Genomic DNA, 26338 nt, shown 5'->3' with positions numbered 1-26338 from the left:
ACAAGCCGGTGAGAGCACAGGCCAAGGGGTCCGCAGGAGTGACGGGCGGGCTCAATTCAGCTGTGGGCGAACAAGCCCCCGAGAAGGCGTCCGGGAAGCCCCGGAAGGCCCCGCCAAGCCCCCAGGGCAAAGCTTCGGCCAAGAAAACGGAATCGCGCCTGGCGATGGTGCGCCGGGCCCGCCGCATCAACCGCGAGCTGGCCGAGCTCTACCCGTACGCCCATCCCGAGCTCGACTTCCGGAATCCCTTCGAATTGCTGGTCGCCACGGTCCTCTCCGCCCAGACCACCGACCTGCGCGTGAACCAGACGACCCCGGCCCTGTTCGCCGCCTACCCGACCCCCGAGGACATGGCCGCGGCCGTCCCCGAGGATCTGGAGGAGCTCATCCGGCCGACCGGGTTCTTCCGGGCCAAATCGAGGTCCCTCCTCGGCCTCTCGCAGGCACTGCGGGACAACTTCGGCGGTGAGGTCCCGGGCCGGATCGAGGACCTCGTGACGCTGCCCGGAGTCGGCCGCAAGACGGCCAACGTGGTGCTCGGCAATGCGTTCGGCGTCCCGGGGATCACCGTGGACACCCACTTCGGCCGGCTGGTCCGCCGCTGGAAGTGGACCGAGCAGGAGGATCCGGAGAAGGTCGAGGCGGAGATCTGCGCGATCTTCCCGAAGAGCGAGTGGACGATGCTCTCGCACCGCGTCGTCTTCCACGGCCGCCGGATCTGCCACGCCCGCAAGCCCGCCTGCGGCGCCTGCCCGATCGCCCCGCTCTGCCCGGCGTACGGGGAGGGCGAGACGGACCCGGAGAAGGCGAAGAAGCTGCTCAAGTACGAGAAGGGCGGCCAGCCCGGCCAGCGGCTGAGCCCGCCGCCGGACTACCCGGGCCTCCCGGCCCTGCCGCTGGGCGGCGGGCAGGCGGCCTCCACCGCCTCCTGAGCAAGGGGCGCGAGCAAGCAGCACGAGCACGCAGCACGGCCGCGGGCCGCCACACAGCGGCCCGCGGAGGAACGAATCCGGCCCGGGGCTGCGTTGTCCCCGTATCGGGACGGCGACGGTGTCGGCAACGGCAGGGAGCAGGGGTGCCTATGACGCGCGGAGCGCGGGACGAGAGCAGCGTGGCCCAGGCGGCCGCGCCGCCGCAGCAGGGCAAGCCGCACGGCACGCCGCCGGGCGCGTCGCAGGCCTCGCCGCGGGGCAACCCGTACGAGGACCACGGCGCCCCGCGCGTGAGCAGCCAGGGCCTGCCCGGGTGGCTCGATCCCGTCGTGGAGGCCGTGCGGACGGTCCGGCCGCACCAGCTCAGCCGCTTCCTGCCGCCCGAGGACGGCCGGGGCCGCCAGTCCGCCGTGCTGATCCTGTTCGGCGAGGGCCCGCGCGGCCCCGAGCTGCTGCTCATGGAGCGCGCCGGGAGCCTGCGCTCGCATCCCGGGCAGCCCTCGTTCCCGGGCGGCGCCCTCGATCCGGAGGACGGCGATCCGCACACCACCGGCCCGCTGCGCGCCGCCCTGCGCGAGGCCGAGGAGGAGACCGGGCTCGACCCCGCCGGCGTCCAGCTCTTCGGCGTCCTGCCGCGGCTCTACATCCCGGTCAGCGAGTTCGTCGTGACCCCGGTGCTCGGCTGGTGGCGCGATCCCAGCCCCGTCGGCGTCGTGGACCCGGCCGAGACCGCCCGCGTCTTCACGGTTCCCGTGGCCGATCTCACGGATCCCGATCATCGGGTCACGGCCGTCCATCCGCGCGGCCATCTGGGCCCCGCTTTCACCGTCGAATCGGCTCTGGTCTGGGGTTTTACCGCCGGAGTGATCGACCGGCTGCTGCATTTCGCGGGGTGGGAGCGCCCCTGGGACCGATCGAGGCAGGTCCCCCTCGACTGGCACGCATGAGACGGTGACCCTCGTGAACGTGCTGGACATCCTGTTGCTGCTCGCTGCCGTGTGGTTTGCGATCGTCGGCTACCGCCAGGGGTTCGTCGTCGGCATCCTGTCGGTGATCGGCTTCCTCGGCGGTGGTCTCATCGCCGTGTCCCTGCTCCCGCTGATCTGGGACCAGGTGACCGACAACGGCTCCGAGGTGTCCACCACGGTCGTCGTGATCGCCGTCGTCGTGATCATCGTCTGTGCCTCGATCGGGCAGGCCTTCACCACCCATCTGGGCAACCGCCTGCGCCGCCACATCACGTGGTCTCCGGCGCGCGCGCTCGACGCGACCGGCGGGGCCCTGGTGAACGTCGTCGCGATGCTGCTGGTGGCGTGGCTGATCGGCCTCCTCCTGGCCCAGACCTCGCTGCCCACCCTGGGCAAGGAGGTCCGCAACTCCAAGGTGCTGCTCGGCGTCTCGCGGGTGCTGCCCGCGCAGGCCAACACCTGGTTCTCGGACTTCACCTCCACCCTGGCGCGCAACGGCTTCCCACAGGTCTTCAGCCCGTTCTCGAACGAGCCGATCACCGAGGTGAAGGCGCCCGACCCGGCGCTCGCCCGCAGCCCCGTCGCCGAGGTGGCCAAGCGCTCGATCGTGAAGGTCGTCGGCACCGCGCCGAGCTGCAGCAAGGTCCTGGAGGGCACCGGCTTCGTCTTCGCGCCCGGCAAGGTGATGACCAACGCGCATGTCGTCGGCGGCGTCGGCGAGCCGACCGTGCAGATCGGCGGCGAGGGCAAGCTCTACGACGGCAAGGTCGTGCTCTACGACTGGGAGCGCGACATCGCCGTCCTGGACGTGCCCAAGCTGAAGGCGCCCGCGCTGGAGTTCACCGACAAGGACGCGGTGAGCAGCAGCGACGCGATCGTCGCCGGCTTCCCGGAGAACGGCTCGTACGACGTCCGCGCGGCGCGCGTCCGCGGCCGGATCAACGCCAACGGCCCGGACATCTACCACCGCGGCACCGTCCGGCGCGACGTCTACTCGCTGTACGCGACGGTCCGCCAGGGCAACTCCGGCGGCCCGCTGCTCACGCCCGACGGCAAGGTGTACGGGGTCGTCTTCGCGAAGTCGCTCGACGACCCGAACACCGGGTACGCGCTGACGGCGGACGAGGTCCGCGACGACATCCGGATCGGCAAGGTCTCCGACCGGCGGGTCGACAGCCAGGGCTGCGCCCTCTGATCCGTACGGGCACCTTGCCCGTACGGAACGGGGCGCCGCGCCCGGCTACGTCCGTGGATGCCGCAGGCGGGCCGAGACCCAGCGGGCCCGGCGGCGCAGGATACGTGGGATCCCGAGGCGGGGGTCGTGGCCGTCCCGGCCCGACCTCCCGTGTGTGCCCGGCGTCGCTGCCGGGCGGCGTTCGCGTGCGGTGTCACCGTAGTCGTGCGTCCAGCCCATACAACGAGCTGTGCCCGGGCCCCAAGGTCGGTAACCCCGTCCGGGGCGGCCAATTGGCCTATGCGCCAGGCAATTGAATGGTCGTAAGACAGTCGTACCGGCCGCCGTGTTGACGGTCGGTCAGACGGTTCGCGTGGTCAGCGGTCCGGCTCGGGGTCCTTGAGCCAGTTCACCAACTCGGTCGAGAAGGCCGCGGGATCCTCCTCGTGGGGGAAGTGCCCGAGGCCGTCGAACAGCCGCCACCGGTACGGGGCTTCGACGTACTCCCCGGAGCCGGCCGCGCTCCGGGTCCGCATCACCGGGTCGAGCGAGCCGTGCAGATGCAGCGTCGGCACCCGCACCGGCCGCTTCATCCGGCGGTTGAACTGGAGCCCGTCCGGCCGGGCCATCGAGCGCATCATCCAGCGGTACGGCTCGATCGAGCAGTGCGCGGTGGACGGGATGCACATCGCCCGCCGGTACACGTCGAGGTCCGCCTCCTCGGGGGGCACGGGCCCGGACCAGTCCCGGATCAGCTCCCCCACGAGCGCCCCGTCGTCGGCGACGAGCTGCCGCTCGGGGATGAACGGCCGCTGGAAGCCCCAGATGTGCGAACTGGCCCGCGTCTGACCGAAGTCGGACAGCATCGCCGAGCGCCAGCGCCGCGGGTGCGGCATCGAGGAGACCACGAGCCGGCGCACCAGCTTGGGTCGCATCACGGCCGCGGTCCAGGCGAGGTAGCCGCCGAGGTCGTGTCCCACGAGGGCGGCGTCCGGCTCGCCGAGGGACCGTACGACCCCGGTGATGTCGAGTGCCAGGTTCGCGGGGTCGTAGCCGCGCGGGGTGCGGTCGCTGCCGCCCACTCCGCGCAGGTCCATCGCGACCGCCCGGTACCCGGCGTCGGCGAGCGCGGTCAGCTGGTGCCGCCACGTCCACCAGAACTGCGGGAAGCCGTGCAACAGCAGCACCAGCGGCCCGTCGCCCATCTCGGCCACGTGGAACCGGGCCCCGTTGGCCGCGACGTCCCGGTGGGTCACCGCCCTCCCGCCGGGCACATCGATCCGGACCGCCGTCGCGGCGGTGGGCGGAGTGCTGGAGTCCGGTGAGGGCGCTGTCATGAGGACGAGCGTGCCACACCCACGGCCTGGTCACTCACCGACCGCGGGTGCGGCTTGACGGTCCCGACGAGCGCCGCCGTCTCCTTGACGGAGGCGATGGTCCTCTCCGGCGGCTTGACCTTCTTGAACTTCGACATGGCGATCAGCGCCAGCAGGCCCGCGAGCAGCAGGAACGCCACGCCGACGATGAGGAAGGACCAGGCCAGACCGAGCCCGAGGTTGTGGATCCCGTACGCCGCCGCGAAGCTCAGCACGGGCAGCGAGAACAGGGCGAACACTCCTGCGACCCCGATGGCGGTGCCGCCGATGCCCACGCGCTTGACGTCCTCGCGGATCTCCGCCTTGGCGAGGGCGATCTCGTCGTGCACCAGGGCGGACATCTCGGCGGTGGCCGAGGCGACCAGCTGGCCGAGTGTGCGCTCGGCTCCTTGCGCCCCTTGGTCCACTGCGCTCATCGCTCTCTCCCTCTGTCATCTGCCGTCGTCTGACGCCGTCTGCTGTCGCCGCCGTGCGCGGCGGCTGTCCTGCGCCCGTCACAGCGTCAGTTCAGATCATGCCGGACGGTCGCCCTCGGCGCTGGACCCGGTGGCCGCTTCGAGCGCGGCGGCCGAGGCCGTCTCGGCCTTGCGGCGGTGCTCCGCGGCCTTCTCCTCGTAGATCTTCGCCATCCGCAGGTGGTATTCCGGGTTGTCCTGCTCGTAGATGTCCGGGATGCCGTCGCGATCCTCGTCGCGCTCCTCGTCCTCGGTGAGGGCCTTGTACGTGCGGTTGCGGAGCTTGAGCATGACGCTCGCGACGACGGCGGCGATGAGGGAGCCGGACAGGACGGCGGCCTTGACCTCGTCGGTGAGGGTGGGGTCGCCGGTGAAGGCGAGTTCGCCGATGAGCAGCGAGACGGTGAAGCCGATGCCGGCGAGGGTGGCCACGGCGAGTACGTCCGGCCAGGCCAGGTCCTCGTTGAGTTCCGCCCGGGTGAAGCGGGCGGCCAGCCAGGTGCCGCCGAAGATGCCCACGGCCTTGCCGATGACCAGGCCGAGGACGACGCCGAGCGTCTCGGGCCGGGTGAAGACCTGGGCGATCGCCTTGTCGGAGAGGGAGACCCCGGCGGAGAGCAGCGCGAAGAGCGGCACGGCGAGGCCGGCCGAGACGGGCCGGACGAGGTGCTCGATGTGCTCGCCGGGGGACGTGCGCTCGCCTTCCCTGCGGGAGCAGCGGAGCATCAGGCCCATGGCGACGCCGGCGATGGTGGCGTGGACGCCGCTGTTGTACATCAGGCCCCAGATGACCAGGGCGAGCGGGATGTAGACGTACCAGCCGCGGACGTTCTTGCGGAGCAGGAACCAGAAGAGGACCAGGCCCACGACCGCGCCGCCGAGGGCCAGGAAGTCGATCTCGCTGGTGAAGAACACCGCGATGATCATGATGGCGAAGAGGTCGTCGACCACGGCGAGGGTCAGCAGGAAGGCGCGCAGGGCGGACGGCAGCGAGGTGCCGATGACCGCGAGGACGGCGAGGGCGAAGGCGATGTCGGTGGCGGTCGGGACCGCCCAGCCGTCCATCGAGCCGCCGCCGGCGCGGTTGACCAGTACGTAGACCAGCGCGGGTACGGCCATGCCGCAGACGGCGGCGATCACCGGGAGGGCGGCGGCCTTGGGGTCGCGCAGATCGCCCGCGACGAGCTCGCGCTTGAGCTCGATGCCGGCGACGAAGAAGAAGATGGCGAGCAGGCCGTCGGCCGCCCAGTGCTGGAGCGAGAGGTCCAGGCCGAGGGAGGCGGGGCCGATGTGGAAGTTGCGGACGCTGGCGTAGCTGTCCTCGAGGGCGGGGATGTTCGCCCAGAGCAGGGCGGCGATGGCGGCCGCGAGCAGGAGCACGCCGCCGACGGTCTCGGCGCGCAGGGCGTCGGCCACGAAGCGCCGCTCGGGCAGGGAGAGCCTGCCGAGGAACTTGCGGCTGTGGCGGTCGGTGGGGCTGGGCGCGGCCACGAGGGGACACCTCCGGGGTGGGTTGGACGGCATGGCGAAGCTCGTTGCCGACCAGACTTCCCGGCGCACCCTGAGAGATTGTCCACGTCAAATATTGACGTTTCTCTTACTTTACAGGGCCCGCGCCTTCGCATCCGGTGATCTTCACCTTAAACGGGCGGAGGGTGTCCGGCGCGCGATGCGCCGGACACCCTCCGCCACCCGGAACCGGGCCCGTCAGTCCTCGCTGGAAGCGCTGGGCAGCTTGCTCTGGATCAGGTCCATGACCGAGGAGTCCGCGAGCGTGGTGACGTCGCCGACCGCCCGGTTCTCGGCGACATCGCGCAGCAGACGCCGCATGATCTTGCCGGAGCGGGTCTTCGGCAGCTCCTGCACCGGCAGGATCCGCTTCGGCTTGGCGATCGGGCCGAGCGTGGCGCCCACGTGGTCGCGCAGCTCGGAGACCAGGCCGTTGGTCTCCGAGGCGCTGCCGCGCAGGATCACGAACGCCACGATGGCCTGACCGGTCGTCTCGTCGTTCGCGCCCACGACGGCCGCCTCGGCGACCGACGGGTGGGAGACGAGCGCCGACTCGACCTCGGTGGTCGAGATGTTGTGGCCGGAGACCAGCATCACGTCGTCCACCCGGCCCAGCAGCCAGATGTCGCCGTCGTCGTCCTTCTTGGCGCCGTCGCCCGCGAAGTACTTGCCCTCGAAACGGGACCAGTAGGTGTCGATGAACCGCTGGTCGTCGCCCCAGATGGTGCGCAGCATCGACGGCCACGGCTCGGTGAGGACCAGGTAGCCGCCACCGCCGTTCGGGACCTCGTGGCCATCGTCGTCCACGACCGTGGCGCCGATCCCGGGCAGCGCGCGCTGCGCCGAGCCCGGCTTGGTCTCGGTGACGCCGGGCAGCGGGGAGATCATCATCGCGCCCGTCTCGGTCTGCCACCAGGTGTCCACGATCGGGCAGCGGTCGCCGCCGATGTGCTTGCGGTACCAGATCCAGGCCTCGGGGTTGATCGGCTCGCCGACCGAGCCCAGCACGCGCAGGCTCGACAGGTCGAACTTCGCGGGGATGTCGTCGCCCCACTTCATGAACGTACGGATCGCCGTGGGCGCGGTGTAGAGGATGGTGACGCCGTACTTCTGCACGACCTCCCAGAACCGGCCCTGGTGCGGGGTGTCCGGCGTGCCCTCGTACATCACCTGGGTGGCGCCGTTGGCGAGGGGCCCGTAGACGATGTACGAGTGCCCGGTCACCCAGCCGATGTCGGCGGTGCACCAGTAGACGTCGGTCTCCGGCTTGAGGTCGAAGACCGCGTGGTGCGTGTACGCGGCCTGCGTGAGGTAGCCGCCGGAGGTGTGCAGGATGCCCTTGGGCTTACCCGTGGTCCCCGAGGTGTAGAGGATGAACAGCGGGTGCTCGGCGTCGAAGGCCTGGGGGGTGTGCTCGGCGGACTGGCGTCCGACGATCTCGTGCCACCAGACGTCGCGACCTTCGGTGAAGGCGGTGTCCTGGCCCGTGCGCTGCACGACGAGCACGTGCTCGACCTGCGGGCACTTGGCGACGGCCTCGTCGATGGCGGGCTTGAGGGCGCTGGGCTTGCCGCGGCGGTAGCCGCCGTCGGAGGTGATGACCAGCTTGGCGTCGGCGTCCTGGATGCGGGAGGCCACGGCGTCGGCGGAGAAGCCGCCGAAGACCACCGAGTGCGCCGCGCCGACGCGGGCGCACGCGAGCATCGCGACGACGGCCTCGGGGATCATCGGCAGGTAGACCGCGACCCGGTCGCCGGCCCGGACGCCCAGCTCGGTCAGGGCGTTGGCGGCCTTGGAGACCTCGTCCTTGAGCTCGGCGTAGGTGATCGCGCGGCTGTCGCCGGGCTCGCCCTCGAAGTGGATGGCGACGCGGTCGCCGTTGCCGGCCTCGACGTGGCGGTCCACGCAGTTGTACGCGACGTTCAGCTTGCCGTCGGCGAACCACTTGGCGAAGGGCGGGTTGGTCCAGTCGAGCGTCTCGGTCGGCTCGACGTCCCAGGTCAGGCGACGGGCCTGGGCGGCCCAGAATCCCAGCCGGTCCGCCTCGGCCTCGGTGTACGCAGCCTGTGTCACATTGGCGGCGGCGGCCAGATCGGCAGGCGGTGCGAACCGCCGCTCCTCCTTGAGCAGATTGGCCAGGCTTTCATTGCTCACGACATCTCCCTTTCCCAGGGTGTCCGTTGTGTCCCCGGGCATAGCTCATCAGTCGGCGGCCCTGGTGACAAGGGGTAGCCGGAAATTGGTTTAGACCTATAGCGCGGCCAGGCCCGCGTCGGCCCACGCGCAGAGTGGCCCCTTCCCGCTGCAGGGTGCGGGAAGGGGCCACTCTGTGGCACGGATACCGGAGAGTATCGGTTCAGCCGCGCCCTTGATCAGGATCGGCCGGAGACGGCGATTCGGTCATCATTCGGTCATCATTCAGACGTGTAGTCCGACGCTGTCGAACACCCGGCAGTCGAAGAAGTCCTCGCCTTCGGACAGCAGGTACGCCTGCGCCTCGCCCACGTGGAAGTACATCCCGTGCAGCTCCAGCGTGCCCTCCTCGAGCCGCCGGGCCACCGCTTCGTGCGCCCGCAGGTGCTCCAGCTGCTGCACCACGTTGGTCAGGCACAGCTGCTCCACGGCATCCGCCGGGAGCCGGCCCGCGATCCGGGCCCAGGCGTGGTGGCGGCTCGCCATCCGCTCCAGGCTGGGCAGCCCGTGCCGCAGCCACCGGCGCAGGGGGGTCATCGGGGCACCGGGGGTGGAGTTCAGCAGCGCCTGCATGGCCCCGCACCCGGAATGCCCGCACACCGTGATGCTGTCCACCTTGAGGACGTCCACGGCGTACTCGATGGCCGCCGCGACCGAATCGTCCGTGGCCTCGGCGCCCGGCAGGGGGACCAGGTTGCCGACGTTGCGGACCGTGAACAGGTCGCCGGGCCCGCTGGCCGTGATCATGCTGGTCACCAGGCGGGAGTCGGCGCAGGTAAGGAAGAGCTGCGAAGGCCGCTGTCCCTCCCGGGCCAGCCGGGCCAGCTCGTCGCGGACGTGCGGCGCGGTGTCCCGCTGGAAGGCGCTGATCCCGCTGGCCAGCTGGCCGGCGCCGCGGCGGCGCGGGGCCGGTGTCTCCGCCGCGTTCAGCGCCTGCGCCGCGTCGGGGGCCGTGGCCGCGCCGGGGATCGTGGGCCCGCCCTCCGGCCGGTGGTCGCAGTGGTTCTTCCAGGGGGTCCAGGCGCGGCAGCAGTGGTGCCCGCCGCGCGGGGACCTCTCGACGCGGTCCGGCCGATCGGCGCGGTCCGCCCTCTCGGCGCGATCCGGCGCGCCGTCCGCCTGGGCGGCGAGGTCCGGCCGGTTCGCCCCGGCCGTCCGGGTGGTGGAGCGGCCGGTGACCTCCAGTGAGCCCCCGTGCACCAGATGGGAGTCCTGCCAGTCCTGGAGCGTCTCGTACGCCGCGTGGTCCATGAAGGAGCCGTCCAGCTCGACCACCACGCGCCCGCCGGGCGGGATCTGGTTCAGCACCCGGCTCAGCCGCGGCACCGCGAGGAAGGTCAACTGCCCGCGCGCCCACACCCGGTGGACCCCGCCCTGCACCTCGACCGTGATCCGGGTCCGGGCCAGCCGGTGCAGGGCCATCGCGACGGCCACGGCGATGCCGATGGCGACGCCCGCCAGCACCCCGCCGATGACGACCGCCGCGATCGTCGTCGCGTAGACCAGGATCTCGCGGTGCCGGGTGACCGTACGCAGATGGGTGGCGTTCACCATCTGCACGCCCACTGCCATCACCAGGGCGGCCAGCGCGGCGAGCGGGATCAGGTCGAGGACCGGGACGAGCAGCCCGGCCGCGAGCAGGATCCAGAGCCCGTGCAGCATGACCGACCGCCGGGTGGCGGCCCCGGACTTGACGTTCGCCATGCTGCGGACCGCCCCGCCCGCGACGGGCAGCCCGCCCAGCGCTCCGGACAGGATGTTCGCCGCGCCCTGGCCGCGCAGCTCCCGGTCGAGGTCGGCGCGCGGCGGACGGTTGCCCGTACGCCGCTGGGAGGCGATCAGCTTGTCGGTGGCGACCGCGGACAGCAGGGATTCCACGCTGCCGACCAGGGTGACCGTCAGGACGGCCGCGATGATGCCGAGAACGGGGCCCTCGGGCAGCTCGGGCAGGGCGTGGCTGCTCCAGGACGGCAGGTCCACCCGGGGCAGGGTGAGCCCGGCCAGCGCGGCGAAAGCCGTGGCCGTGGCGACGGCGGCGAGCGCGGCCGGCACCTTGCGCAGGGCGAGCCCCACCCGCCCGGGCAGCCGCGGCCAGCCGAGCAGCACGGCCAGGGTCACGGCGCTGACGCCCAGCGCCGCCGGCTGCAGATGGGCCAACTGGCCCGGCAGTCCCTCGACGTTGGCGACGGCGGAGCTCTGCGGGGTGCCGCCGAGGACGATGTGCAGCTGGGCCAGCGCGATCGTGACGCCGACGCCGGCCAGCATGCCGTGCACGATGGCCGGGCTGACCATGAGCGCGGAGCGGGCGGTGCGCAGCGCGGCGAGCCCGAGCTGGCAGCAGCCGGCGAGCACGGTGACGGCGCAGGTGGTGCGCCACCCGTAGTGCTGGATCAACTCGGCGGTGACGACGGTCAGTCCGGTCGCGGGCCCGCTCACCTGGAGCGGGGCGCCGCCCAGGCGCCCGGCCACGATCCCGCCGACGGCCGCGGCCACCAGGCCCGCCTGGAGCGGGGCGCCGGTGGCCAGGGCGATGGCGAGGGAGAGCGGCAGGGCGATCAGGAAGACGGTCAGGGAGGCGGAGAGGTCGGCGTGGAAGTCGGCGCGGTGACCCCTGCGGGGCGCGCCGACGGCCTTGTTGCCGGCTGTGCTGCCGGGATTGCCGTCGAGCTCTTCGGCTGCGGGCAGGGGGGAGGTGGCTGTCATGGGTTCCCGTCTCCTCTACGGAGGGATGAAGCGGCGGGAGTCTCAACACTCAGTAAATGAAAGGTAATGGAGAGTAAAGGATCGTGGGAGGGAATGGGGGCAAACGGCCTACGAAATAGCACCCAGGGGTGATTAAGCATTTTGTCCGGCTTGTCACATCATCTTCACGGCGGACCGCATGGGACGTTGCGGCGCGGAAGACCCGCAATGGAACCGCGAGGAGAGGTGGGCGGATGATCGCCGCCACGAAGAAGATCGCCGGCGGGCTGGTCGCCACGGCGCTGGCGCTGGGCGTCGCCGGGTGCAGCACCTCGGAACCCGCCAAACCCCCGTCCCCCGGGGGCCCGAACGCCAAGAAGGGGGCCGCCGCCCCGGAGGCCGCCCCCGGCAGTGTCAACCGGCTCATCGGCGACGGCTCGACCGCGTACACGGGTGCGCAGCCGAACGTGCAGAAGCCGCAGAAACTGAAGCCCGGTGAGAAGCCGCCGCAGTTCGTGGTGTTCTCGTGGGACGGGGCCGGCGAGGACAGCCAGAAGCTCTTCTCGCACTTCCGCGAGGTCGGCAAGAAGTACAACGCGCGGATGACGTACTTCCTCAGCGGCGTGTACATGCTCCCGGAGGAGAAACGTTCCCTCTATACGGCCCCGCAGCACGAGTCCGGCCGCTCCGACATCGGCTTCGGCGACCTCCAGGGCATCAAGGACACGGCCACCCAGGTCCGCGAGGCCTGGCTCGAGGGCAACGAGATCGGCACCCACTTCAACGGCCACTTCTGCGGCCCCGACGGCGGCGTCGGCACCTGGTCCGTGCCGGAGTGGAAGAGCGAGATCAACCAGGCGAAGTCGTTCGTCAAGAACTGGAAGACCAACACGCCGGACCTGAAGGGCCTGGAGCCGCTCCCGTTCAACTATGACAAGGAGCTCATCGGCGCCCGGACCCCGTGCCTCGAAGGCCAGAAGAACTTCATGCTGGCGGCCAAGGACATGGGATTCCGCTACGACTCCAGCGGCATCAGCAAGCAGATCTGGCCGAAGAAGACGGACGGGCTCTGGGACGTCCCGCTCCAGCTGGTGCCCATGCCCGGCCGCGCCTTCGACACCCTGAGCATGGACTACAACTACCTGGTCAACCAGTCCGGGACGACCACGCAGGGCGACCCCTCGCAGCACGCGTACTGGGGCGAGCAGATGCGCGAAGGCCTCCAGCAGGCATTCGACCGCGTCTACCAGGGCAACCGCGCGCCGCTGATCATCGGCAACCACTTCGAGTCCTGGAACGGCGGCACGTACATGAAGGCCGTCGAGGACTCCATCCAGTCGATGTGCACGCAGAAGGACGTCCGCTGCGTGCCGTTCCGCGAGCTGGTCGACTGGCTGGACGTGCAGGACCCGAAGGCTCTGGAGTGGATGCGCGGCCTCGACGTCGGCGAGGCGCCCAAGGAGGGCTGGACCAAGTTCCTGACGGCGGGGCCGCCGGCCAAGCCGGCCGCCCCCGCCGGGGTCAAGCCGGCTGCGGAGCCGGCTGAAGAGGGTGGGGACGAGGACTGACGAGGTCCGGGGCCGCCGGCGCACCGCCGGCGGTCTCCCGCAGGACGAAATCGGGGTCGACCTGGGCGGCCAGGTCGACCCCGGTCTTGGTGTTGCCCCAGCTCTCCGCGTTCCGCAGGTGGAAGTGGACCATCTGCTCGGTGTACCGCTCCCAGTCGCGGTGGGCGTACGAGTCGTCGGCCGCGTCCTGCAGGGCCTGCAGGGCCATCCGGTTGGTCGCCTCGAGCAGCTCGAACGCCGCCGGGCGGCCCTTCTCCATCGCCCGCACCCAGTCGGAGTGCCCGACGGTGACGAGCAGGTCCTCTCCGACCTCGTCCTGGAGGAACTCGATGTCGTCCGTGCCTTGCACCTTGTTGCCGATGACCTTGAGCGCGACCCCGAAGTCCCGGGCGTACTCCTTGTACTGGCGGTAGACCGAGATGCCCTTGCGGGTCGGCTCGGCGACCAGGAAGGTCACGTCGAAGCGGGTGAACATGCCCGAGGCGAAGGAGTCCGAGCCGGCGGTCATGTCGACCACGACGTACTCGTCCGGGCCGTCGACCAGGTGGTTGAGGCAGAGCTCGACCGCCCCGACCTTGGAGTGGTAGCAGGCGACGCCCAGGTCCGCGTCGGTGAACGGCCCGGTGGCCATCAGCCGTACGGGCTCCCCGTCGAGCAGCAGCGTGCGCGCGCAGGCCTCGTACACCGGGTTGTCCTCGCTGACCCGCAGCAGGCGCGATCCGGCGCCGGGCGGGGTGGTCTTGATCATCGTGTCGGCGGAGGCGATGCGGGGGTTGGAGCCCCGCAGGTACTCCTTGATCAGGGGCAGGTGAGCGCCCAGGGCGGGCAGCGCGGCGGCCTCGTCCTCACCGAGTCCGAGCGCGGCGCCCAGGTGCTGGTTGATGTCGGCGTCCACCGCGACGACGGGGGCCTCATTGGCTGCGAGGTGGCGGATGAAGAGGGAGGACAAGGTCGTCTTGCCGCTGCCGCCCTTTCCCACGAAAGCGATCTTCATGTTCACCAAGAGTAGTCTGTCGGTCGCTGTCCGTGGTGTTCGTAAGTGAAGAAGACCACTCCAAGGAGGGGTCGGTGACGAGGACGTCCAGTGCGTAGGCTCCTTACTTATGAGTAGCGCATCTGACCCGCTGGTCGCCCTGGGTTCGCTCCCGGGCGTCGCCGAATCCGTGGATTCCGTACGCAAGGCCGTGGACCGCGTCTACGGGCACCGGGTGATGCGCCGGCGCAGCGGGGAGATCACCTCGGAGGCCGCGCTGCGCGGGGCCCGTGGGAGCGCGGCGCTGTCCGGGGCGGACTGGGCGCTGGAGGAGGTGCGCCGCCGGACCGACTTCGGGGCGGAGGCGGAGGCGCGCACGGTGGGCGCGGCGCTGCGTCTGACGGCGGAGGCCGGGCAGCTGCTGAGCATCTGGCGCCAGTCGCCGCTGCGGGTGCTGGCGCGCCTGCACCTGGTGGCGTCGGGGTCCACGGCCGAAGGCGACGTGGTGGGCCGCCCGCGGCTGGCCGGCGAGTCGGTGGACGAACCCCTGATCACCGTTCCGCTCCCGAGCGCGCAGGAGGTGGCGGGCCGCCTGGACGGCCTGTCCCGGCTGATCATCGCGGGCGGCTCGGCTCCGGCGCTGATCACGTCGGCGGTGGTGCACGGCGAACTGCTGGCGCTGCGTCCGTTCGGCTCGTACAACGGGCTGGTCGCGCGGGCGGCTGAGCGGATCGTCCTGATCAACAGCGGTCTGGACCCGAAGGCGATCTGCCCGGCGGAGGTCGGCCACGCGGAACAGGGGCGGGACGCGTACCTGGCGGCCTTCGAGGGCTACGTCTCCGGGACCGCGGAGGGGATGGCGGCCTGGATCGCGCACTGCGGCCGCGCGATCGAGCTCGGCGTCCGCGAGTCGACGGCGGTTTGCGAAGCCCTGCAGCGCGGCGCGGCGTAGGTTCCCCGGGCCCGTTCTGGCCGGACACAGGGTTGCGGCGACACCGTCTTGCTTTGGTGTCGCCGCTGGCATTTACGCCCAGTTACCAAGCGTCCTCGATATTTGCCCATCAGGTCGGGGACTTTGCCCGTCACCTGGTGCGGCTGGCCCGTAATCGACGGGTCGACGTCGCGTGGGTGCTCGGCGTTCATGCTTCGGTCCGTGGGCCTTACTGCGTTTTAAAGATGATCCTCTCGGATGTTCTTTGGTCTCGCGGGCCGTTGACTCCTTTGTACTCCGCTTCGGTGACAAGCGGAACCCCTCCCCACTTTTTTTACTTTCCAGGACGTCTCGGAATGATCCGGACACCCCGCATCCCCGCAGCTCAACGGCCCTGACCCAGCCCACCCCGACCCTCCGGGAAGCCCCCACCTCTCTCCGCCGACCGAAATTCCCAGCCCCGCCGGATCCACCCCACCCCGACCCTCCCGGAAGCCCCCCCACCCCGCTTCGCCGACCGGAATTCCCAGCCCCGCCGGAGGCGGCCCATCAGGCCCTTCCGGAAGCTGACCCACCCCCCCCGCTTTGCCGGCGGCCATTCCCGGACCTTCGGAAGGCGGGCTGCCCCCGCTCTGCCGGCCGGCATTCCCAGCCCTGCCGAAGGCGGACTCACCCCGCTCGGCCGGTCGGCATTCCAGGCCTTGCCGGAGGCCGACTGCCCCCGCTCTGCCGCTCGGGCTCTCAGCAATGCCCGGGTGGGCTGCCCGCGCTCTGCGGCTCGGCGTTCTCAGCTCTGCTGGAGGTGGACTCCCCGTGCTCTGCCGGTCGGGCGCTCCCAGCCCCGGCGGAGTCGACCCACCCCGTCTTGCCGGAGCTGGTCCATCTGGCCCAGCTCCGGCCTGGCGTACGCGGCTTCGGACGCTCGGTGCATGCGGCCCCGCCGGGGCCGACATGCCCAGCGCCGGGCCGTCACGCCGAACCCGGCGATACCGGCTCCGCCTGGCCGTCACGCCCCGCCTGGCGGAGCCGGCATCCCCACCGGGCCGGCACACCAAGGTCGCAGGGGCCGGCATATCGAGCTCCGCCGGCGTTTGAGGCGCGGGGGTCCGGGGGCGGAGCCCCTGGGTCTTTGAGCCCAGCGGGCGGTGGCGGTACGGGTTCGGGCGGAGCCCGGGAGTCTTGGGCCCAGCGGGCGGTGGCGGCGCGGGTCCGAGCGGAGCCCGAGGGCCCTGAGGCCAGCGGGCGGTGGCAGTGCAGGCCCAGGCGCAGCCTCGGCATCTTTGAGCCCAGCGGGTGATGCCGCCGCGGGGCTGGTCGGAGTATCCGGGTCTCGGGAGCGGGCGGTGGCGGTGTGGGTCCGGGCGGAGCCCAAGGGTCTTCGGGCCCAGCCGGCGCTGGCTCAGGCGCAGCCGCGGGATCTTTGAGCCCAGCGGGCGGTTGGCGGCGCGGGTCCGGGCGGAGCCCCGGGTTCTTCCAGCCCGCCCGGCGTTTGAGGGCCGGGTCCGGGCGGTGCCCGGTGAACGGGAGAAGGGCGGGGCGGGGAGAGAGGCGCCGCGCAGCGGCGGCACGCAGCGGCAGCATGCAACGGCGCGCCGCCCACCGGGATCCGGCGGCCGCCTGGCGGGGTCGGCCGCCATTCAGCGGGAGCCTGCCGCTCCCCGGCGTCTGGCTGGCCCCGGCGGGGTCTGGCCACCCCCGGCGGAAACCGGCTCCCGGGGAACCGGCGCCTAGGCGGGAGCCGGCCGCTCCTCGGCGGGGTCTGGCCGCCCCCGGCGGGGACTGGCCCCCCGGGCGGAACCGGCCCCGGGCGGAACCGGCCCCGGGCGGAACCGGCCCCGCGCGGAGCCGGCCCCCGGCGGGACCGGGGCGGTAGCCCCGGGGAGCCCGTCAGGCAGACGCGGCGGCAGCCATAGCACTCGCCCGCCGCCGACTGGCGTACCAGACCAGTCCGGCGGTAGCCGCAGCCGCACCCACCGCCGCCGCAGCGACCAGCGCCGGCCGCGCCGGCATCGACAGCCCGGGCAGCCGCTGCTTCAACCGCACCGGCCGGTTGAACACCAGCACCGGCCACTCCCGCGCCACCGCCTCCTTGCGCAGCGCCCGGTCGGGATTGACCGCGTGCGGGTGCCCGACCGCCTCCAGCATCGGGATGTCCGTCACCGAGTCGCTGTACGCGTAGCACCGCGAGAGGTCGTACCCCTCGGACTCCGCGAGCTCCCGCACGGCCTCGGCCTTGGTGGGCCCGTAGGCGTAGTACTCGATCTCGCCCGTGAAGCAGCCGTCCTCGCCGATGACCATCCGCGTGGCGACGACCCGGTCCGCACCGAGCATCTCGCCGATCGGCTCGACGACTTCCGCGCCTGACGTCGACACGATCACCACGTCGCGACCCGCGGTGTGGTGCGCCTCGATCAGCGACGCGGCCTCGTCGTAGATCAGCGGGTCGATGAGGTCGTGCAGGGTCTCGGCGACGATCTCGCGCACCTGCTGGACGTTCCACCCCTTGCAGAGGGAGGACAGGTACTCACGCATCCGTTCCATCTGATCGTGGTCGGCGCCGCCGACCAGGTAGATGAACTGGGTATACGCAGTGCGCAGTACGGCTCGGCGGTTGATCAGGCCGCCCTGGTAGAAGGACTTGCTGAACGTCAGAGTGCTTGACTTCGCAATGACCGTCTTGTCCAGGTCGAAGAAGGCTGCGGTGCGGGGCGACGAGTGCGGCAAGGGCTGGATTTCCACGCCCCGAGCATATGCGCCCACCATTCGGCGTAAGGTGTGGCGCGTGGGTTTGCCTGAGAAGGCTCTCGGGTACACCATGGAAGTCACGGATCGTTCGCGACCGTGCTAACCCGGTCTGGCTCCTCCCCCCCCGAGTCGGACCGTGGGGACGACCCCCGCTCTCCCCCCCGGCGGGGGTCGTCGCATGTCCGGACGCAGTTCGCGTCCCTGCCTTCGGCCCCAAGTGACCATTCCTGCAGCCCTCCTTCCTCGGCGGACCCTGCGTGGCGAAGGCCCTCACCTCCTCAGACGTGTGACGCTGCGTAGTCGTTCCGCCGCGCTCTGGAACTCACCTGTTGGGGTGATGGAGTTATTCACAGGGCTCCTGTTGTCCACAGTTTTGAGGCAAGATCCACTTCCTTTTCCGGATCGCTGCACGGTGATTCCAGCCGCGAAGTCCGCGGTGCTGGGATTTGCAGTGAGAAGGGGGCGGAGATCGTGGCTGGATCGAAGTCGTGTGAACTGCCGGAGCGCGCGGAAGCAGGCGGAATCAGGCCATTGGGCACTCCGGGAGGGCCGGTGCCCGCCGGCGGGCGGCCGCTGATCATCACCGAGGACCCGCTGCTGCTCGACGATCTGCTGAGGCTGTGCGCGGCTGCGGGCGCTGAGCCGCATGTGCACCATGCGGTGCCGGAGCAAAGCGGAGGGGGCGGTGGCGGAAGCGGCGGGAGGGGTGAAAGCGGTTCCGGGGACGCCGTGGAAGCGCGCGGAAGCGTCGGATGGGAGTCCGCGCCGCTCGTGCTCGTCGGGGACGATGCCGCCCGCCGGGTGCGCGGTGCTCCGCGCCGTGGCGGGGTGCTGCTCGTCGGCAGGGATCTGGACGACCCCCTCGTGTGGCAGCGGGCGGTGGAGATCGGCGCAGAGGAAGTCCTCCGGCTGCCCGACGCGGAGAGCCGGCTCGTCGACCGCATCGCCGATGTGGTGGAGGGAGCCGGGAAACCCGCCCTCGCCGTCGGGGTGATCGGCGGCAGCGGCGGGGCCGGGGCCTCCACCCTCGCGTGCGCACTCGCCCTGCGGGCCGCCCGCGCCGGGGAGCGGACCATCCTCATCGACGGGGACCCCCTCGGCGGCGGCATGGATGTGCTGCTCGGCGGCGAGAGCGCCGAAGGGCTGCGCTGGCCGGACTTCGCGGGCTCGCGGGGCCGGGTGGGCGCCGGCGCGCTGGAGGAGTCCCTGCCGGAACTGCATGCGCTCCGGGTGCTCAGCTGGGACCGGGGGGACCGGGTGGTGGTGCCGCCCGCGGCGATGCGCTCCGTGCTGGCCGCCGCGCGCCGCCGGGGCGGGGTCGTGGTGGTCGACCTGCCCCGGCGGGTGGACGAGGCCGTGGCCGAGGCGCTGGCGCAGTTGGACCTCGTGCTGATGGTGGTGCCGGGCGAGTTGCGGGCCGTGGCCGCCGCGGGGCGGGTCGCGGCCGGGGTGCGGATGGTGGCCCGGGATGTCCGCGTGGTCGTACGGGGCCGCTGTCCGGGCGGGCTCGATGCCGAGTCGGTGGCCGGGCTGCTGGGGGTGCCGCTGGCGGGCGAAGTGCCGGTCGAGGTGGGGCTGCCGGGGCGGGTCGCCGAGGGGGAACCGCCGGGCGGGCAGGGGCGGGGCGCGCTGGCCCGGTTCTGCGACGGTTTCTGGCGGCGGGCGCTCGGCCCCGCCCAGGGGGTGGCGGCATGAGCGCCGTGCTCCTGGACGCGGTGCGGCAGCGGCTCGCCGAGAGCGGGGCGGAGCCGACCCCGGCCCGGGTGGCGGCGGCCCTGCGGGCGCAAGGCCGGCTGCTCGGTGATGCGGAAGTGCTGGGTGTGGCGGCCGAGTTACGGTCCGAACTGGTCGGGGCCGGCCCGCTGGAGGCGCTGCTCTCCGACGCGGAGGTCACCGATGTCCTGGTGGCCGCCCCGGACCGGGTGTGGGTGGACCGCGGCGGCGGGCTGGAGCTGACCGGGGTGACGTTCGCCGACGCCGATGCCGTGCGCAGGCTCGCCCAGCGGCTGGCTGCCGTCGCGGGCCGGCGCCTGGACGACGCCCGGCCCTGGGTGGACGCCCGGATGCCGGACGGCACCCGGCTGCATGCCGTGCTGCCGCCGGTGGCCGTCGGTTCGGCCTGCCTGTCGCTGCGGGTGGTGCGGCCGCGGGCCTTCACGCTGGAGGAGCTGGTCGAGGCGGGCACGCTGCCGCCGGGTGGTCAGTCGCTGCTCCGGGACATGGTCGAGGCCCGGCTGTCGTTCCTCGTCTCCGGTGGGACCGGCACCGGCAAGACCACCCTGCTCAGTGCCCTGTTGGGGCTGGTCGGCCCCGGCGAGCGGATCGTCCTCGCGGAGGATTCGGCCGAGCTGCGGCCCGACCATCCGCACGTGGTGCGGCTGGAGAGCCGACCGGCCAACCAGGAGGGGGCGGGCCTGGTCACCCTGGCGGATCTGGTCCGGCAGGCGCTGCGGATGAGGCCGGACCGGCTCGTCGTGGGCGAGGTCCGGGGCCCCGAAGTGGCCGATCTCCTGGCGGCTTTGAACACGGGGCACGAAGGAGGCTGCGGCACGGTCCATGCGAATGCAGCCGCGCACGTGCCGGCCCGGCTGGAGGCGCTCGGGACGAGCGCCGGGCTCGACCGGGCCGCCCTGCACAGCCAGTTGGCGGCCGCGCTGACCCTGGTGGTCCATCTGGTCCGGGACCAGGCCGGGCGGCGGCGGGTGGCCGAGGTGCATGTGCTGGAGCGGGATGCCGCCGGGCTGGTGGTCACCGTACCGGCGCTGCGCTGGTCCGCCCGGGGGTTCGCGCGGGAGCGGGGCTGGGAGCGGCTGCGTCCGCTGCTGCGGGGTGCGCGGTGAACGGCGTGGCCGCGGTGCCGGTGCCGCTGTTCGCCGGGGTGCTCTGCGCCGGGACGGCCGCCTGGGCCCTGGCCGGGGGAGACCGGGTGTCCCGGCGGGCCCGGGTGGTGCTGGCCGGGGGCGGGCCCGTGGTGCCCCGCGGTCCGCTGCGCCGGGAGCGGCTGGTGGTTGCCGTACGGGTGCGGGCCGCGCGGTGGCGGGAGTGGTCCTGCCTCGGGGCGGGGCTCGTGGTCGCGCTGCTGGGCGGGTCGGTGATCCCGCTGGCGGTGGGTGCGGCCGCGGTGCCGCTGGTGCGCCGGTGGCTGCGGGTCCGGCAGCGGGAGCGGGCGCGCAGCGCACGGGCCGCCGAGGTGATCGCGCTGTGCGGGGCCGCCGTGGGCGAGCTCCGGTCGGGCGCCCAGCCCGGGCAGGCGCTGACGGCGGCGATGCGGCGGACGGCCGCGGGCCCCGGCGGGCCCGGCGCAGCCGAGGCGGGGGTGCTGGCCGCCGCGGCGTTCGGCGGGGACGTGCCGACGGCGTTGCGCCAGGCGTCACGGGAGCCCGGCGCGGAAGGGCTGGCCGGAATGGCCGCCTGCTGGCGGATCTCGGTGGACGGAGGCGCGGGGCTCGCCGCCGGACTGGACCGGCTGGAGGGGGCGTTACGGGCCGAGCGCGACCGGCAGGAGTCGCTGCGGGCCCAGCTGGCGGGGGCCAGATCGACGACGGCGGTGCTCGCCCTGCTGCCGCTGGTCGGCCTGCTGATCGGCACCGGGCTCGGGGCGGACCCGCTCCACGTGCTGCTGCACAGCCCGGTCGGGTGGGGCTGCCTGCTGGCGGGCGGGGTGCTGGAGGCGCTGGGGCTGCTGTGGTGCCGGCGGATCGTACGGGCGGGGGAGCGGTGATGGGGGGCTTCGCGATCCACAGGCTGGGGATGGCGTTGTGCGTCGCGGCGGCGGTGCTATGCACGGCCTCGGCGGTGGCGGCGCAGGTCCGGGCGCGGGCGGCGCGGCGCAGGGTCGCCGCCGTGCTGTCGGTGGAACCGGAGCGGCGGGCGCCGGTGTTCGGGTCGGCGATACGGGTGGCGGTGGCCGCATGGGCCGGCCCGGCCGGGGCGCTGCTGGCGGCCTGGGTGCTGGTCGGCGGGCTGCCGGGGGTGCTGGCCGGCTGCGGTGCGGCGATCGGGGTGTGGCGCTGGCTGCGGCGGACACGACCGCCGGCCGGGGTGGATCTGCAGGCGGTGGAGCGTCAGCTGCCGTTCGCAGCCGATCTGTTGGCTGCCTGCCTGGCGGCCGGTGCGGCGCCGGTGGAGGCCGCGGAGGTGGTGGGCGAGTCGCTGGGCGGCCCGGTGGGCGAGCGGCTGGCGCTGGCCGGGGCGGAGCTCCGGCTCGGCGGCGAACCGGGGGATGCGTGGGGGAGGTTGGCGGAGATACCCGGCGCCCGGGCGCTCGCGGAATGCCTGGAGCGGGCGGCCCGGACGGGGGCTCCGGCGGCGGAGCCGGTCTCCCGCCTGGCGACGGCCCTCCGGGAGGACCGGGCCCGGCAGGCCGGAGCCCGCGCCCAGCGGGCGGCGGTGCTCGTCACCGCTCCGGTGGGGCTGTGTTTCCTCCCCGCGTTTCTCGCGGTCGGAGTGGCCCCGGTGGTGACCGGAATGGCTTCCGGTCTCCTCTCCGGTACCTGAAGCCACTGCATGAACTCGGACCTCAACTCCAGGCCTGAAATCACAACTGAGATCACGTCGAGAACGAAATCAACGGGAGGTCGTCATGAGGATCATCTGGTTGCGCCTGCGGTCCGCGCTGAGCGGTCGGGCGAACGACGCGGGGATGTCCACTTCCGAATACGCCATGGGCACGATCGCGGCGTGTGCATTCGCGGCCGTTCTGTACAAGGTGGTGACGAGCGAGGTGGTCTCCACGGCACTTCAGTCGACCATCGGAAAGGCACTCGATGTGCCGTTCTGAGGAAAAACGCCGGGGGCTCGGCGACCGGGGATATGTGACGGCGGAGGCCGCCCTGGTGATCCCCGCGCTGGTGCTGTTCGCGGCGCTGCTGGTGTGGGCGCTGATGGCGGCCGCCGCGCAGATCCGGTGTGTGGACGCGGCCCGGGCCGGAGCCCGGGCGGCGGCCCGGTCGGAGCCGCGGGGCGTGGCGGTGGCCGCGGCCCGGGCGGCCGCCCCGCCTGGAGCGGAGGTCGGGGTGGAGCGCGAGGGGGACCTGTGGCGGGTCCGGGTGGCGGCGCCGGCGCCGGGCCCGGGCGGGCTGCCGGTACGGCTCGGGGCGCAGGCGGTGGCTCTGGCCGAGGACAGCGTGGGGCCGCCGCCATGAGCCGGGACAGGGGTTCGGCGACGGTGTGGGCGGCGCTGGTGGCCACGGTGCTGGGGGCGGTGTTCGGCGGGGTGCTGCTGCTCGGCCAGGCCGTCGTCGCCCGGCACCGCGCGGCGGCGGCCGCCGATCTGGCGGCCCTCGCGGCGGCGGCGACCTGGACCCACGGCCCGGAAGCGGCCTGCGCCGCGGCACGCAGGGTCGCAGGGGCCCAGAGCGCGGCCGTGACCAACTGCACCGTCCAGGGCGAGGTGGCCGAGGTGGCGGCCCACCCCGCAACGGGCCCGTTCGCCCCGACGATCAGCGCCCGAGCGGGACCGCCCCTACCCGCCGCCGACTGAGGCCCGGCCCCCGTTCCCGGACCAACGCCGGTGGACGCTCCGGAGGCCGAGAGCCGACCCCCTACGGGACCAGGCGGCCTCCCCGGGTTTGCGTCGCTGGGCGGCTCAGGAGGCCGCGGGACGGCCCCCGTACGCGTCCGGGCGGCCTTCCCGGATCTGCGTCGCTGGGTGCTCAGGAGGCCCGAGGAGGGGCCCCGTGCGGGACCAGGCGGGCTTTCCGGGCCTACGTGGCCGGGCGGCTCCGGGGTACGCGGGACGGCCCCCGTACGCGTCCGGGCGGGCCTTCCCGGCCGTACGCCGATCGGCGCTCCGGAGGCCGAGGAGCGGCCCCCGTACGCGTCCGGGCGGGCCTTCCCGGGGCTGTGCCGCCGGGGGCGGGGCGGCGTGCGAGCCCCGGCGGGTGTTGCCGGGCCTGCATCCGCCGGGGGCTCAGGGGGGTGGGGCTTGCGCCAGGAGGCGGGTGAGCAGGCGGATCGCGCCGCGTTTGTGGAGGGGGTCGTTGCCGTTGCCGCACTTGGGGGACTGGATGCAGGAGGGGCAGCCGGCCTCGCATTCGCAGGCCGCGATCGCATCGCGGGTCGCCGTCAGCCAGGCGCGGGCCGTGTGGAAGGCGCGCTCCGCGAAGCCGGCGCCGCCGGGGTGGCCGTCGTAGACGAACACGGTCGGGAGGAGGGTGTCGGGATGCAGCGGGACGGAGACCCCGCCGATGTCCCAGCGGTCGCAGGTGGCGAACAGCGGCAGCAGACCGATGGAGGCGTGCTCGGCGGCGTGCAGGGCGCCGCCGAGGATCTCCGGGTTGATCCGGGCCTCGTCGAGCTGGTCCTCGGTCACGGTCCACCACACGGCCCGGGTGCGCAGGGTGCGGGGCGGCAGGTCCAGCTTGGCCTCGCCGAGCACCTCGCCGGTGATCAGTTTGCGGCGCAGGTACGAGACGACCTGGTTGGTCACCTCGACCGAGCCGAAGCAGAGCCGGGCCGGTCCCCAGGGGATCTCGGTCTCGGTCTCCAGGACGGAGATGGAGGTGGTGTCGCGGGCGGTGGTCGAGAAGGGCGGGCTGGCCTCCTCGACCAGCGCGACCGAATCCTCCAGGTCCAGGTGCTTCACCAGGTAGGTGCGGCCCTGGTGGAGGTGGACGGCCCCGTCGTGGACGGCGGTGTGGGCCGCCGACTCGTCGACCGTGCCCAGCAGGCGCCCGGTGGCCGCCTCGACGATCTGCACCGGGCGGCCGCCCTCGCCCCGGATGTCGGTCAGGTCCGAGGCCCGCTCCCGGCGGGTCCAGTGCCAGGCCGTGGCCCGCCGGCGCAGCAGCTTCGCCGCCTCCAGCTGCGGGATCAGCTCCCGGGCCGCCGGGCCGAACAGGGCGAGGTCCGCCTCCGTCAGCGGGAGCTCGGCGGCGGCCGCGCACAGGTGCGGGGCCAGGACGTACGGGTTGTCCGGGTCGAGGACCGTGGCCTCCACCGGTTGGCGGAACAGGGCCTCCGGATGGTGGACCAAGTACGTGTCGAGCGGGTCGTCCCGGGCGATCAGCACGGCCAGGGCGCCCTGGCCCGAGCGCCCGGCGCGGCCCGCCTGCTGCCACAGGGAGGCCCGGGTGCCCGGGTACCCGGTGATCAGGACGGCGTCCAGGCCCGAGACGTCCACGCCCAGCTCCAGGGCCGTGGTGGCGGCCAGGCCGAGCAGCTCGCCGGAGTGCAGGGCCCGCTCCAGGGCCCGGCGCTCCTCGGGCAGGTAGCCGCCCCGGTAGGCCGCGACACGCCCGGGCAGGGACCGGTCCACCTCGGCGAGTCGCTCCTGGGCGATCACCGAGATCAGCTCCGCGCCGCGCCGGGAGCGGACGAAGGCGACCGTACGGACCCCCTGGACGACCAGGTCGGTCAGCAGGTCGGCGGTCTCGGCCGTGGCGGTGCGGCGTACCGGGGCGCCCTTCTCGCCCCGCAGATCGGTCAGCGGCGGCTCCCACAGGGCGAAGACCACCTCGCCGCGCGGGGAGGCGTCGTCGGCGACCTCGGTGACCGGGACGCCGGTCAGCCGGGACGCCGCGGCCGCCGGGTCGCTCGCGGTGGCGGAGGCCAGCAGGAAGACCGGATCGGCGCCGTAGCGGGCGCACACCCGCCGCAGCCGGCGCAGCACCTGGGCGACGTGGGAGCCGAATACGCCCCGGTAGGTGTGGCACTCGTCGATGACCACGTAGCGCAGGGAGCGCAGGAAGGAGGACCAGCGGGGATGGGCGGGCAGGATCCCCCGGTGGAGCATGTCGGGGTTGGTGAGGACGTAGTTCGCGTACTGGCGCACCCATTCGCGTTCCTCGACCGGCGTGTCGCCGTCGTAGACCGCGGGCCGCACGGCGTTGCCCAGGGGCGCGGCCAGCGCTCGTACGGCGCGCCGCTGGTCGGCTGCCAGAGCCTTGGTCGGGGCCAGGTAGAGGGCGGTCGCGCCCCGCCCGTTCGGTGCTTCCGCGCCGTCCGCGAGGGCGGAGAGCACCGGTGCGAGGTAGGCCAGCGACTTGCCCGAGGCGGTCCCGGTGGCGACGACCACCGACTCGCCGTCCAGGGCGTGCTCGGCCGCCGCGGCCTGGTGCTCCCACGGATGGTCGATCCCGGCGGCCTGAATTGCGGCTACGACATCCGTTCGGATGCGGTCGGGCCAGACTGCATGACGACCCGCCCGAGGGGGCAAGTGCTCCGTATGGGTGATGCGCGCAGCTCGAGAAGGCCCCCGTGAGAGGCGGTCCAGAACCGTGCCTGGGGTGGGTCGCGGGTCCTCGGGTGCCGTGGGCCGACCGGGACGGTGAGTATTGGCCATTGGAAGCGAGTGTGTCACCGGCGTGCGGGACAATGGTCCGAAGGCGTCGTGCGCGCCTGCCGGTAAGTGATTGAATGCCATCGCGGCAGCCAATCCCTCCCCTGCCTACGGGTGGGGAGGCCCCTGGGGGGCGCCGCTCGATAGCAAGGTGCTGGAGGATCCGTGGACCTGTCCCTGTCGACTCGCACTGTCGGCGACCGCACGGTCGTGGAGGTCGGTGGCGAGATTGATGTGTATACCGCGCCCAAGCTGCGCGAGCAGTTGGTCGAGTTGGTGAACGACGGCAGCTACCACTTGGTTGTCGACATGGAGCGAGTGGACTTCCTCGACTCCACCGGGCTTGGTGTGCTCGTGGGAGGTCTCAAGCGCGTTCGTGCGCACGAGGGCTCGCTGCGACTGGTGTGCAACCAGGAGCGCATCCTGAAGATCTTCCGCATCACCGGTCTGACCAAGGTGTTCCCGATCCACACGACGGTGGAAGACGCCGTCGCAGCCACCGACTGACGGCTCACCGTCCGCGGCGCCGCAGGGCGCCGCGGAGGGAGCCG

21 protein-coding genes are annotated in these 26338 nt (G+C 72.8%); 13 read left to right on the top strand and 8 right to left on the bottom strand.

What is annotated here, in order from left to right:
- The first annotated feature begins 164 nt into the window (after positions 1-164).
- The 3 genes from nth (at position 165) to OG299_RS18575 (ending at position 3095) form a co-directional block, all read left to right on the top strand.
- A complete protein-coding gene (gene nth / locus OG299_RS18585) occupies positions 165-932 on the top strand; it encodes an endonuclease III (RefSeq protein ID WP_389590642.1) in 768 nt (255 codons plus the stop codon).
- Between the two features lie 149 nt (positions 933-1081).
- Positions 1082-1879 carry an NUDIX hydrolase gene (locus OG299_RS18580; protein WP_266626993.1) on the top strand — a complete coding sequence of 266 codons (798 nt, stop codon included), beginning with the start codon at positions 1082-1084 and terminating at the stop codon, positions 1877-1879.
- A gap of 13 nt (positions 1880-1892) precedes the next feature.
- The gene (locus OG299_RS18575; RefSeq protein ID WP_266633352.1) at positions 1893-3095 is read left to right on the top strand and encodes a MarP family serine protease; all 1203 of its coding nucleotides are present in this window, start codon (positions 1893-1895) and stop codon (positions 3093-3095) included.
- A 356-nt stretch (positions 3096-3451) separates the two neighbouring features.
- On the opposite strand, the gene OG299_RS18570 is transcribed toward OG299_RS18575, so the two are convergent.
- The 5 genes from OG299_RS18570 to OG299_RS18550 all read right to left on the bottom strand — a co-directional run bounded on the left by OG299_RS18570 (position 3452) and on the right by OG299_RS18550 (position 11310).
- Positions 3452-4411, bottom strand: coding sequence for an alpha/beta fold hydrolase (locus OG299_RS18570; RefSeq protein ID WP_266626991.1), 960 nt, complete (start codon positions 4409-4411; stop codon positions 3452-3454).
- A complete protein-coding gene (locus tag OG299_RS18565) occupies positions 4408-4866 on the bottom strand; it encodes a phage holin family protein (RefSeq protein WP_266626989.1) in 459 nt (152 codons plus the stop codon). The genes OG299_RS18570 and OG299_RS18565 overlap by 4 nt, the downstream gene beginning before the upstream one ends.
- Positions 4867-4962: 96 nt before the next feature.
- Positions 4963-6396, bottom strand: coding sequence for a Na+/H+ antiporter NhaA (nhaA, locus tag OG299_RS18560; protein WP_327362038.1), 1434 nt, complete (start codon positions 6394-6396; stop codon positions 4963-4965).
- A gap of 216 nt (positions 6397-6612) precedes the next feature.
- Positions 6613-8610, bottom strand: a complete 1998-nt coding sequence (gene acs, locus OG299_RS18555; RefSeq protein ID WP_266626985.1) for an acetate--CoA ligase — start codon at positions 8608-8610, stop codon at positions 6613-6615.
- Between the two features lie 222 nt (positions 8611-8832).
- Positions 8833-11310, bottom strand: coding sequence for a SulP family inorganic anion transporter (locus tag OG299_RS18550; protein ID WP_327362037.1), 2478 nt, complete (start codon positions 11308-11310; stop codon positions 8833-8835).
- Between the two features lie 233 nt (positions 11311-11543).
- Here OG299_RS18550 and OG299_RS18545 point away from each other — a divergent pair, with 233 nt between their 5' ends.
- Positions 11544-12857 carry a polysaccharide deacetylase family protein gene (locus tag OG299_RS18545; protein ID WP_327362036.1) on the top strand — a complete coding sequence of 438 codons (1314 nt, stop codon included), beginning with the start codon at positions 11544-11546 and terminating at the stop codon, positions 12855-12857.
- Here the strand turns inward: OG299_RS18545 and OG299_RS18540 are convergent.
- Positions 12811-13851 (bottom strand): ATP-binding protein, encoded by a 1041-nt coding sequence (locus tag OG299_RS18540; protein WP_266626978.1) that lies wholly within the window; start codon positions 13849-13851, stop codon positions 12811-12813. The genes OG299_RS18545 and OG299_RS18540 overlap by 47 nt on opposite strands.
- Before the next feature lie 109 nt (positions 13852-13960).
- Here OG299_RS18540 and OG299_RS18535 point away from each other — a divergent pair, with 109 nt between their 5' ends.
- Positions 13961-14782: a Fic family protein gene (locus tag OG299_RS18535; protein WP_266626976.1), complete on the top strand. Its 822-nt coding sequence runs from the start codon at positions 13961-13963 to the stop codon at positions 14780-14782.
- A gap of 1866 nt (positions 14783-16648) precedes the next feature.
- Here the strand turns inward: OG299_RS18535 and OG299_RS18530 are convergent.
- Positions 16649-17485 (bottom strand): HAD family hydrolase, encoded by an 837-nt coding sequence (locus OG299_RS18530; protein WP_266633350.1) that lies wholly within the window; start codon positions 17483-17485, stop codon positions 16649-16651.
- Between the two features lie 543 nt (positions 17486-18028).
- Here OG299_RS18530 and ssd point away from each other — a divergent pair.
- From ssd to OG299_RS18495, 7 genes are all read left to right on the top strand, one after another.
- On the top strand, positions 18029-19201 hold the full coding sequence (ssd, locus tag OG299_RS18525) for a septum site-determining protein Ssd (RefSeq protein WP_327364547.1): 1173 nt from the start codon (positions 18029-18031) through the stop codon (positions 19199-19201).
- Entirely contained in the window at positions 19198-20346 is a 1149-nt protein-coding gene (locus tag OG299_RS18520) for a TadA family conjugal transfer-associated ATPase (RefSeq protein WP_327362035.1), read from the top strand. The genes ssd and OG299_RS18520 overlap by 4 nt, the downstream gene beginning before the upstream one ends.
- 5 nt (positions 20347-20351) lie before the next feature.
- Positions 20352-21227: a type II secretion system F family protein gene (locus tag OG299_RS18515; protein WP_327364546.1), complete on the top strand. Its 876-nt coding sequence runs from the start codon at positions 20352-20354 to the stop codon at positions 21225-21227.
- Positions 21227-22003, top strand: a complete 777-nt coding sequence (locus OG299_RS18510) for a type II secretion system F family protein (protein ID WP_327362034.1) — start codon at positions 21227-21229, stop codon at positions 22001-22003. The genes OG299_RS18515 and OG299_RS18510 overlap by 1 nt, the downstream gene beginning before the upstream one ends.
- Positions 22004-22088: 85 nt before the next feature.
- Positions 22089-22286 (top strand): DUF4244 domain-containing protein, encoded by a 198-nt coding sequence (locus OG299_RS18505; protein WP_030299318.1) that lies wholly within the window; start codon positions 22089-22091, stop codon positions 22284-22286.
- A complete protein-coding gene (locus tag OG299_RS18500; RefSeq protein ID WP_327362033.1) occupies positions 22273-22650 on the top strand; it encodes a TadE family type IV pilus minor pilin in 378 nt (125 codons plus the stop codon). Before OG299_RS18505 ends, OG299_RS18500 begins: the two co-directional genes overlap by 14 nt.
- Positions 22647-22988 (top strand): Rv3654c family TadE-like protein, encoded by a 342-nt coding sequence (locus OG299_RS18495; protein WP_327362032.1) that lies wholly within the window; start codon positions 22647-22649, stop codon positions 22986-22988. The genes OG299_RS18500 and OG299_RS18495 overlap by 4 nt, the downstream gene beginning before the upstream one ends.
- 429 nt (positions 22989-23417) lie before the next feature.
- Here OG299_RS18495 and OG299_RS18490 read toward each other — a convergent pair whose 3' ends face one another.
- A complete protein-coding gene (locus tag OG299_RS18490; protein ID WP_327362031.1) occupies positions 23418-25871 on the bottom strand; it encodes a DEAD/DEAH box helicase in 2454 nt (817 codons plus the stop codon).
- 81 nt (positions 25872-25952) lie between these two features.
- Between OG299_RS18490 and bldG the strand changes: the two genes are divergently transcribed.
- Complete coding sequence (bldG, locus tag OG299_RS18485) at positions 25953-26294, top strand: anti-sigma factor antagonist BldG (protein WP_030152678.1); 342 nt, start codon at positions 25953-25955, stop codon at positions 26292-26294.
- Positions 26295-26338: the final 44 nt, after the last annotated feature.

Origin of the sequence: Streptomyces sp. NBC_01296, assembly GCF_035984415.1 — a bacterium.
In the GTDB taxonomy this organism is placed as follows: Bacteria; Actinomycetota; Actinomycetes; order Streptomycetales; family Streptomycetaceae; genus Streptomyces.
Note: the sequence above shows the minus strand (reverse complement) of the source record. Positions and strands in the feature narration are given on the sequence as shown.

Excerpts from the sequence above, each read along its gene's own strand:
- OG299_RS18580 (WP_266626993.1), top strand. The coding sequence starts at position 1,082 with ATGACGCGCGGAGCGCGGGACGAGAGCAGCGTGGCCCAGGCGGCCGCG.
- OG299_RS18510 (WP_327362034.1), top strand. The coding sequence starts at position 21,227 with ATGGGGGGCTTCGCGATCCACAGGCTGGGGATGGCGTTGTGCGTCGCG.
- acs (WP_266626985.1), bottom strand. The coding sequence starts at position 8,610 with ATGCCCGGGGACACAACGGACACCCTGGGAAAGGGAGATGTCGTGAGC.
- OG299_RS18490 (WP_327362031.1), bottom strand. The coding sequence starts at position 25,871 with ATGGCATTCAATCACTTACCGGCAGGCGCGCACGACGCCTTCGGACCA.
- OG299_RS18565 (WP_266626989.1), bottom strand. The coding sequence starts at position 4,866 with ATGAGCGCAGTGGACCAAGGGGCGCAAGGAGCCGAGCGCACACTCGGC.
- OG299_RS18500 (WP_327362033.1), top strand. The coding sequence starts at position 22,273 with ATGTGCCGTTCTGAGGAAAAACGCCGGGGGCTCGGCGACCGGGGATAT.
- OG299_RS18550 (WP_327362037.1), bottom strand. The coding sequence starts at position 11,310 with ATGACAGCCACCTCCCCCCTGCCCGCAGCCGAAGAGCTCGACGGCAAT.
- OG299_RS18505 (WP_030299318.1), top strand. The coding sequence starts at position 22,089 with ATGAGGATCATCTGGTTGCGCCTGCGGTCCGCGCTGAGCGGTCGGGCG.
- OG299_RS18540 (WP_266626978.1), bottom strand. The coding sequence starts at position 13,851 with ATGAAGATCGCTTTCGTGGGAAAGGGCGGCAGCGGCAAGACGACCTTG.
- OG299_RS18495 (WP_327362032.1), top strand. The coding sequence starts at position 22,647 with ATGAGCCGGGACAGGGGTTCGGCGACGGTGTGGGCGGCGCTGGTGGCC.
- OG299_RS18545 (WP_327362036.1), top strand. The coding sequence starts at position 11,544 with ATGATCGCCGCCACGAAGAAGATCGCCGGCGGGCTGGTCGCCACGGCG.
- OG299_RS18570 (WP_266626991.1), bottom strand. The coding sequence starts at position 4,411 with ATGACAGCGCCCTCACCGGACTCCAGCACTCCGCCCACCGCCGCGACG.
- OG299_RS18520 (WP_327362035.1), top strand. The coding sequence starts at position 19,198 with ATGAGCGCCGTGCTCCTGGACGCGGTGCGGCAGCGGCTCGCCGAGAGC.
- nth (WP_389590642.1), top strand. The coding sequence starts at position 165 with ATGGTGCGCCGGGCCCGCCGCATCAACCGCGAGCTGGCCGAGCTCTAC.
- OG299_RS18535 (WP_266626976.1), top strand. The coding sequence starts at position 13,961 with ATGAGTAGCGCATCTGACCCGCTGGTCGCCCTGGGTTCGCTCCCGGGC.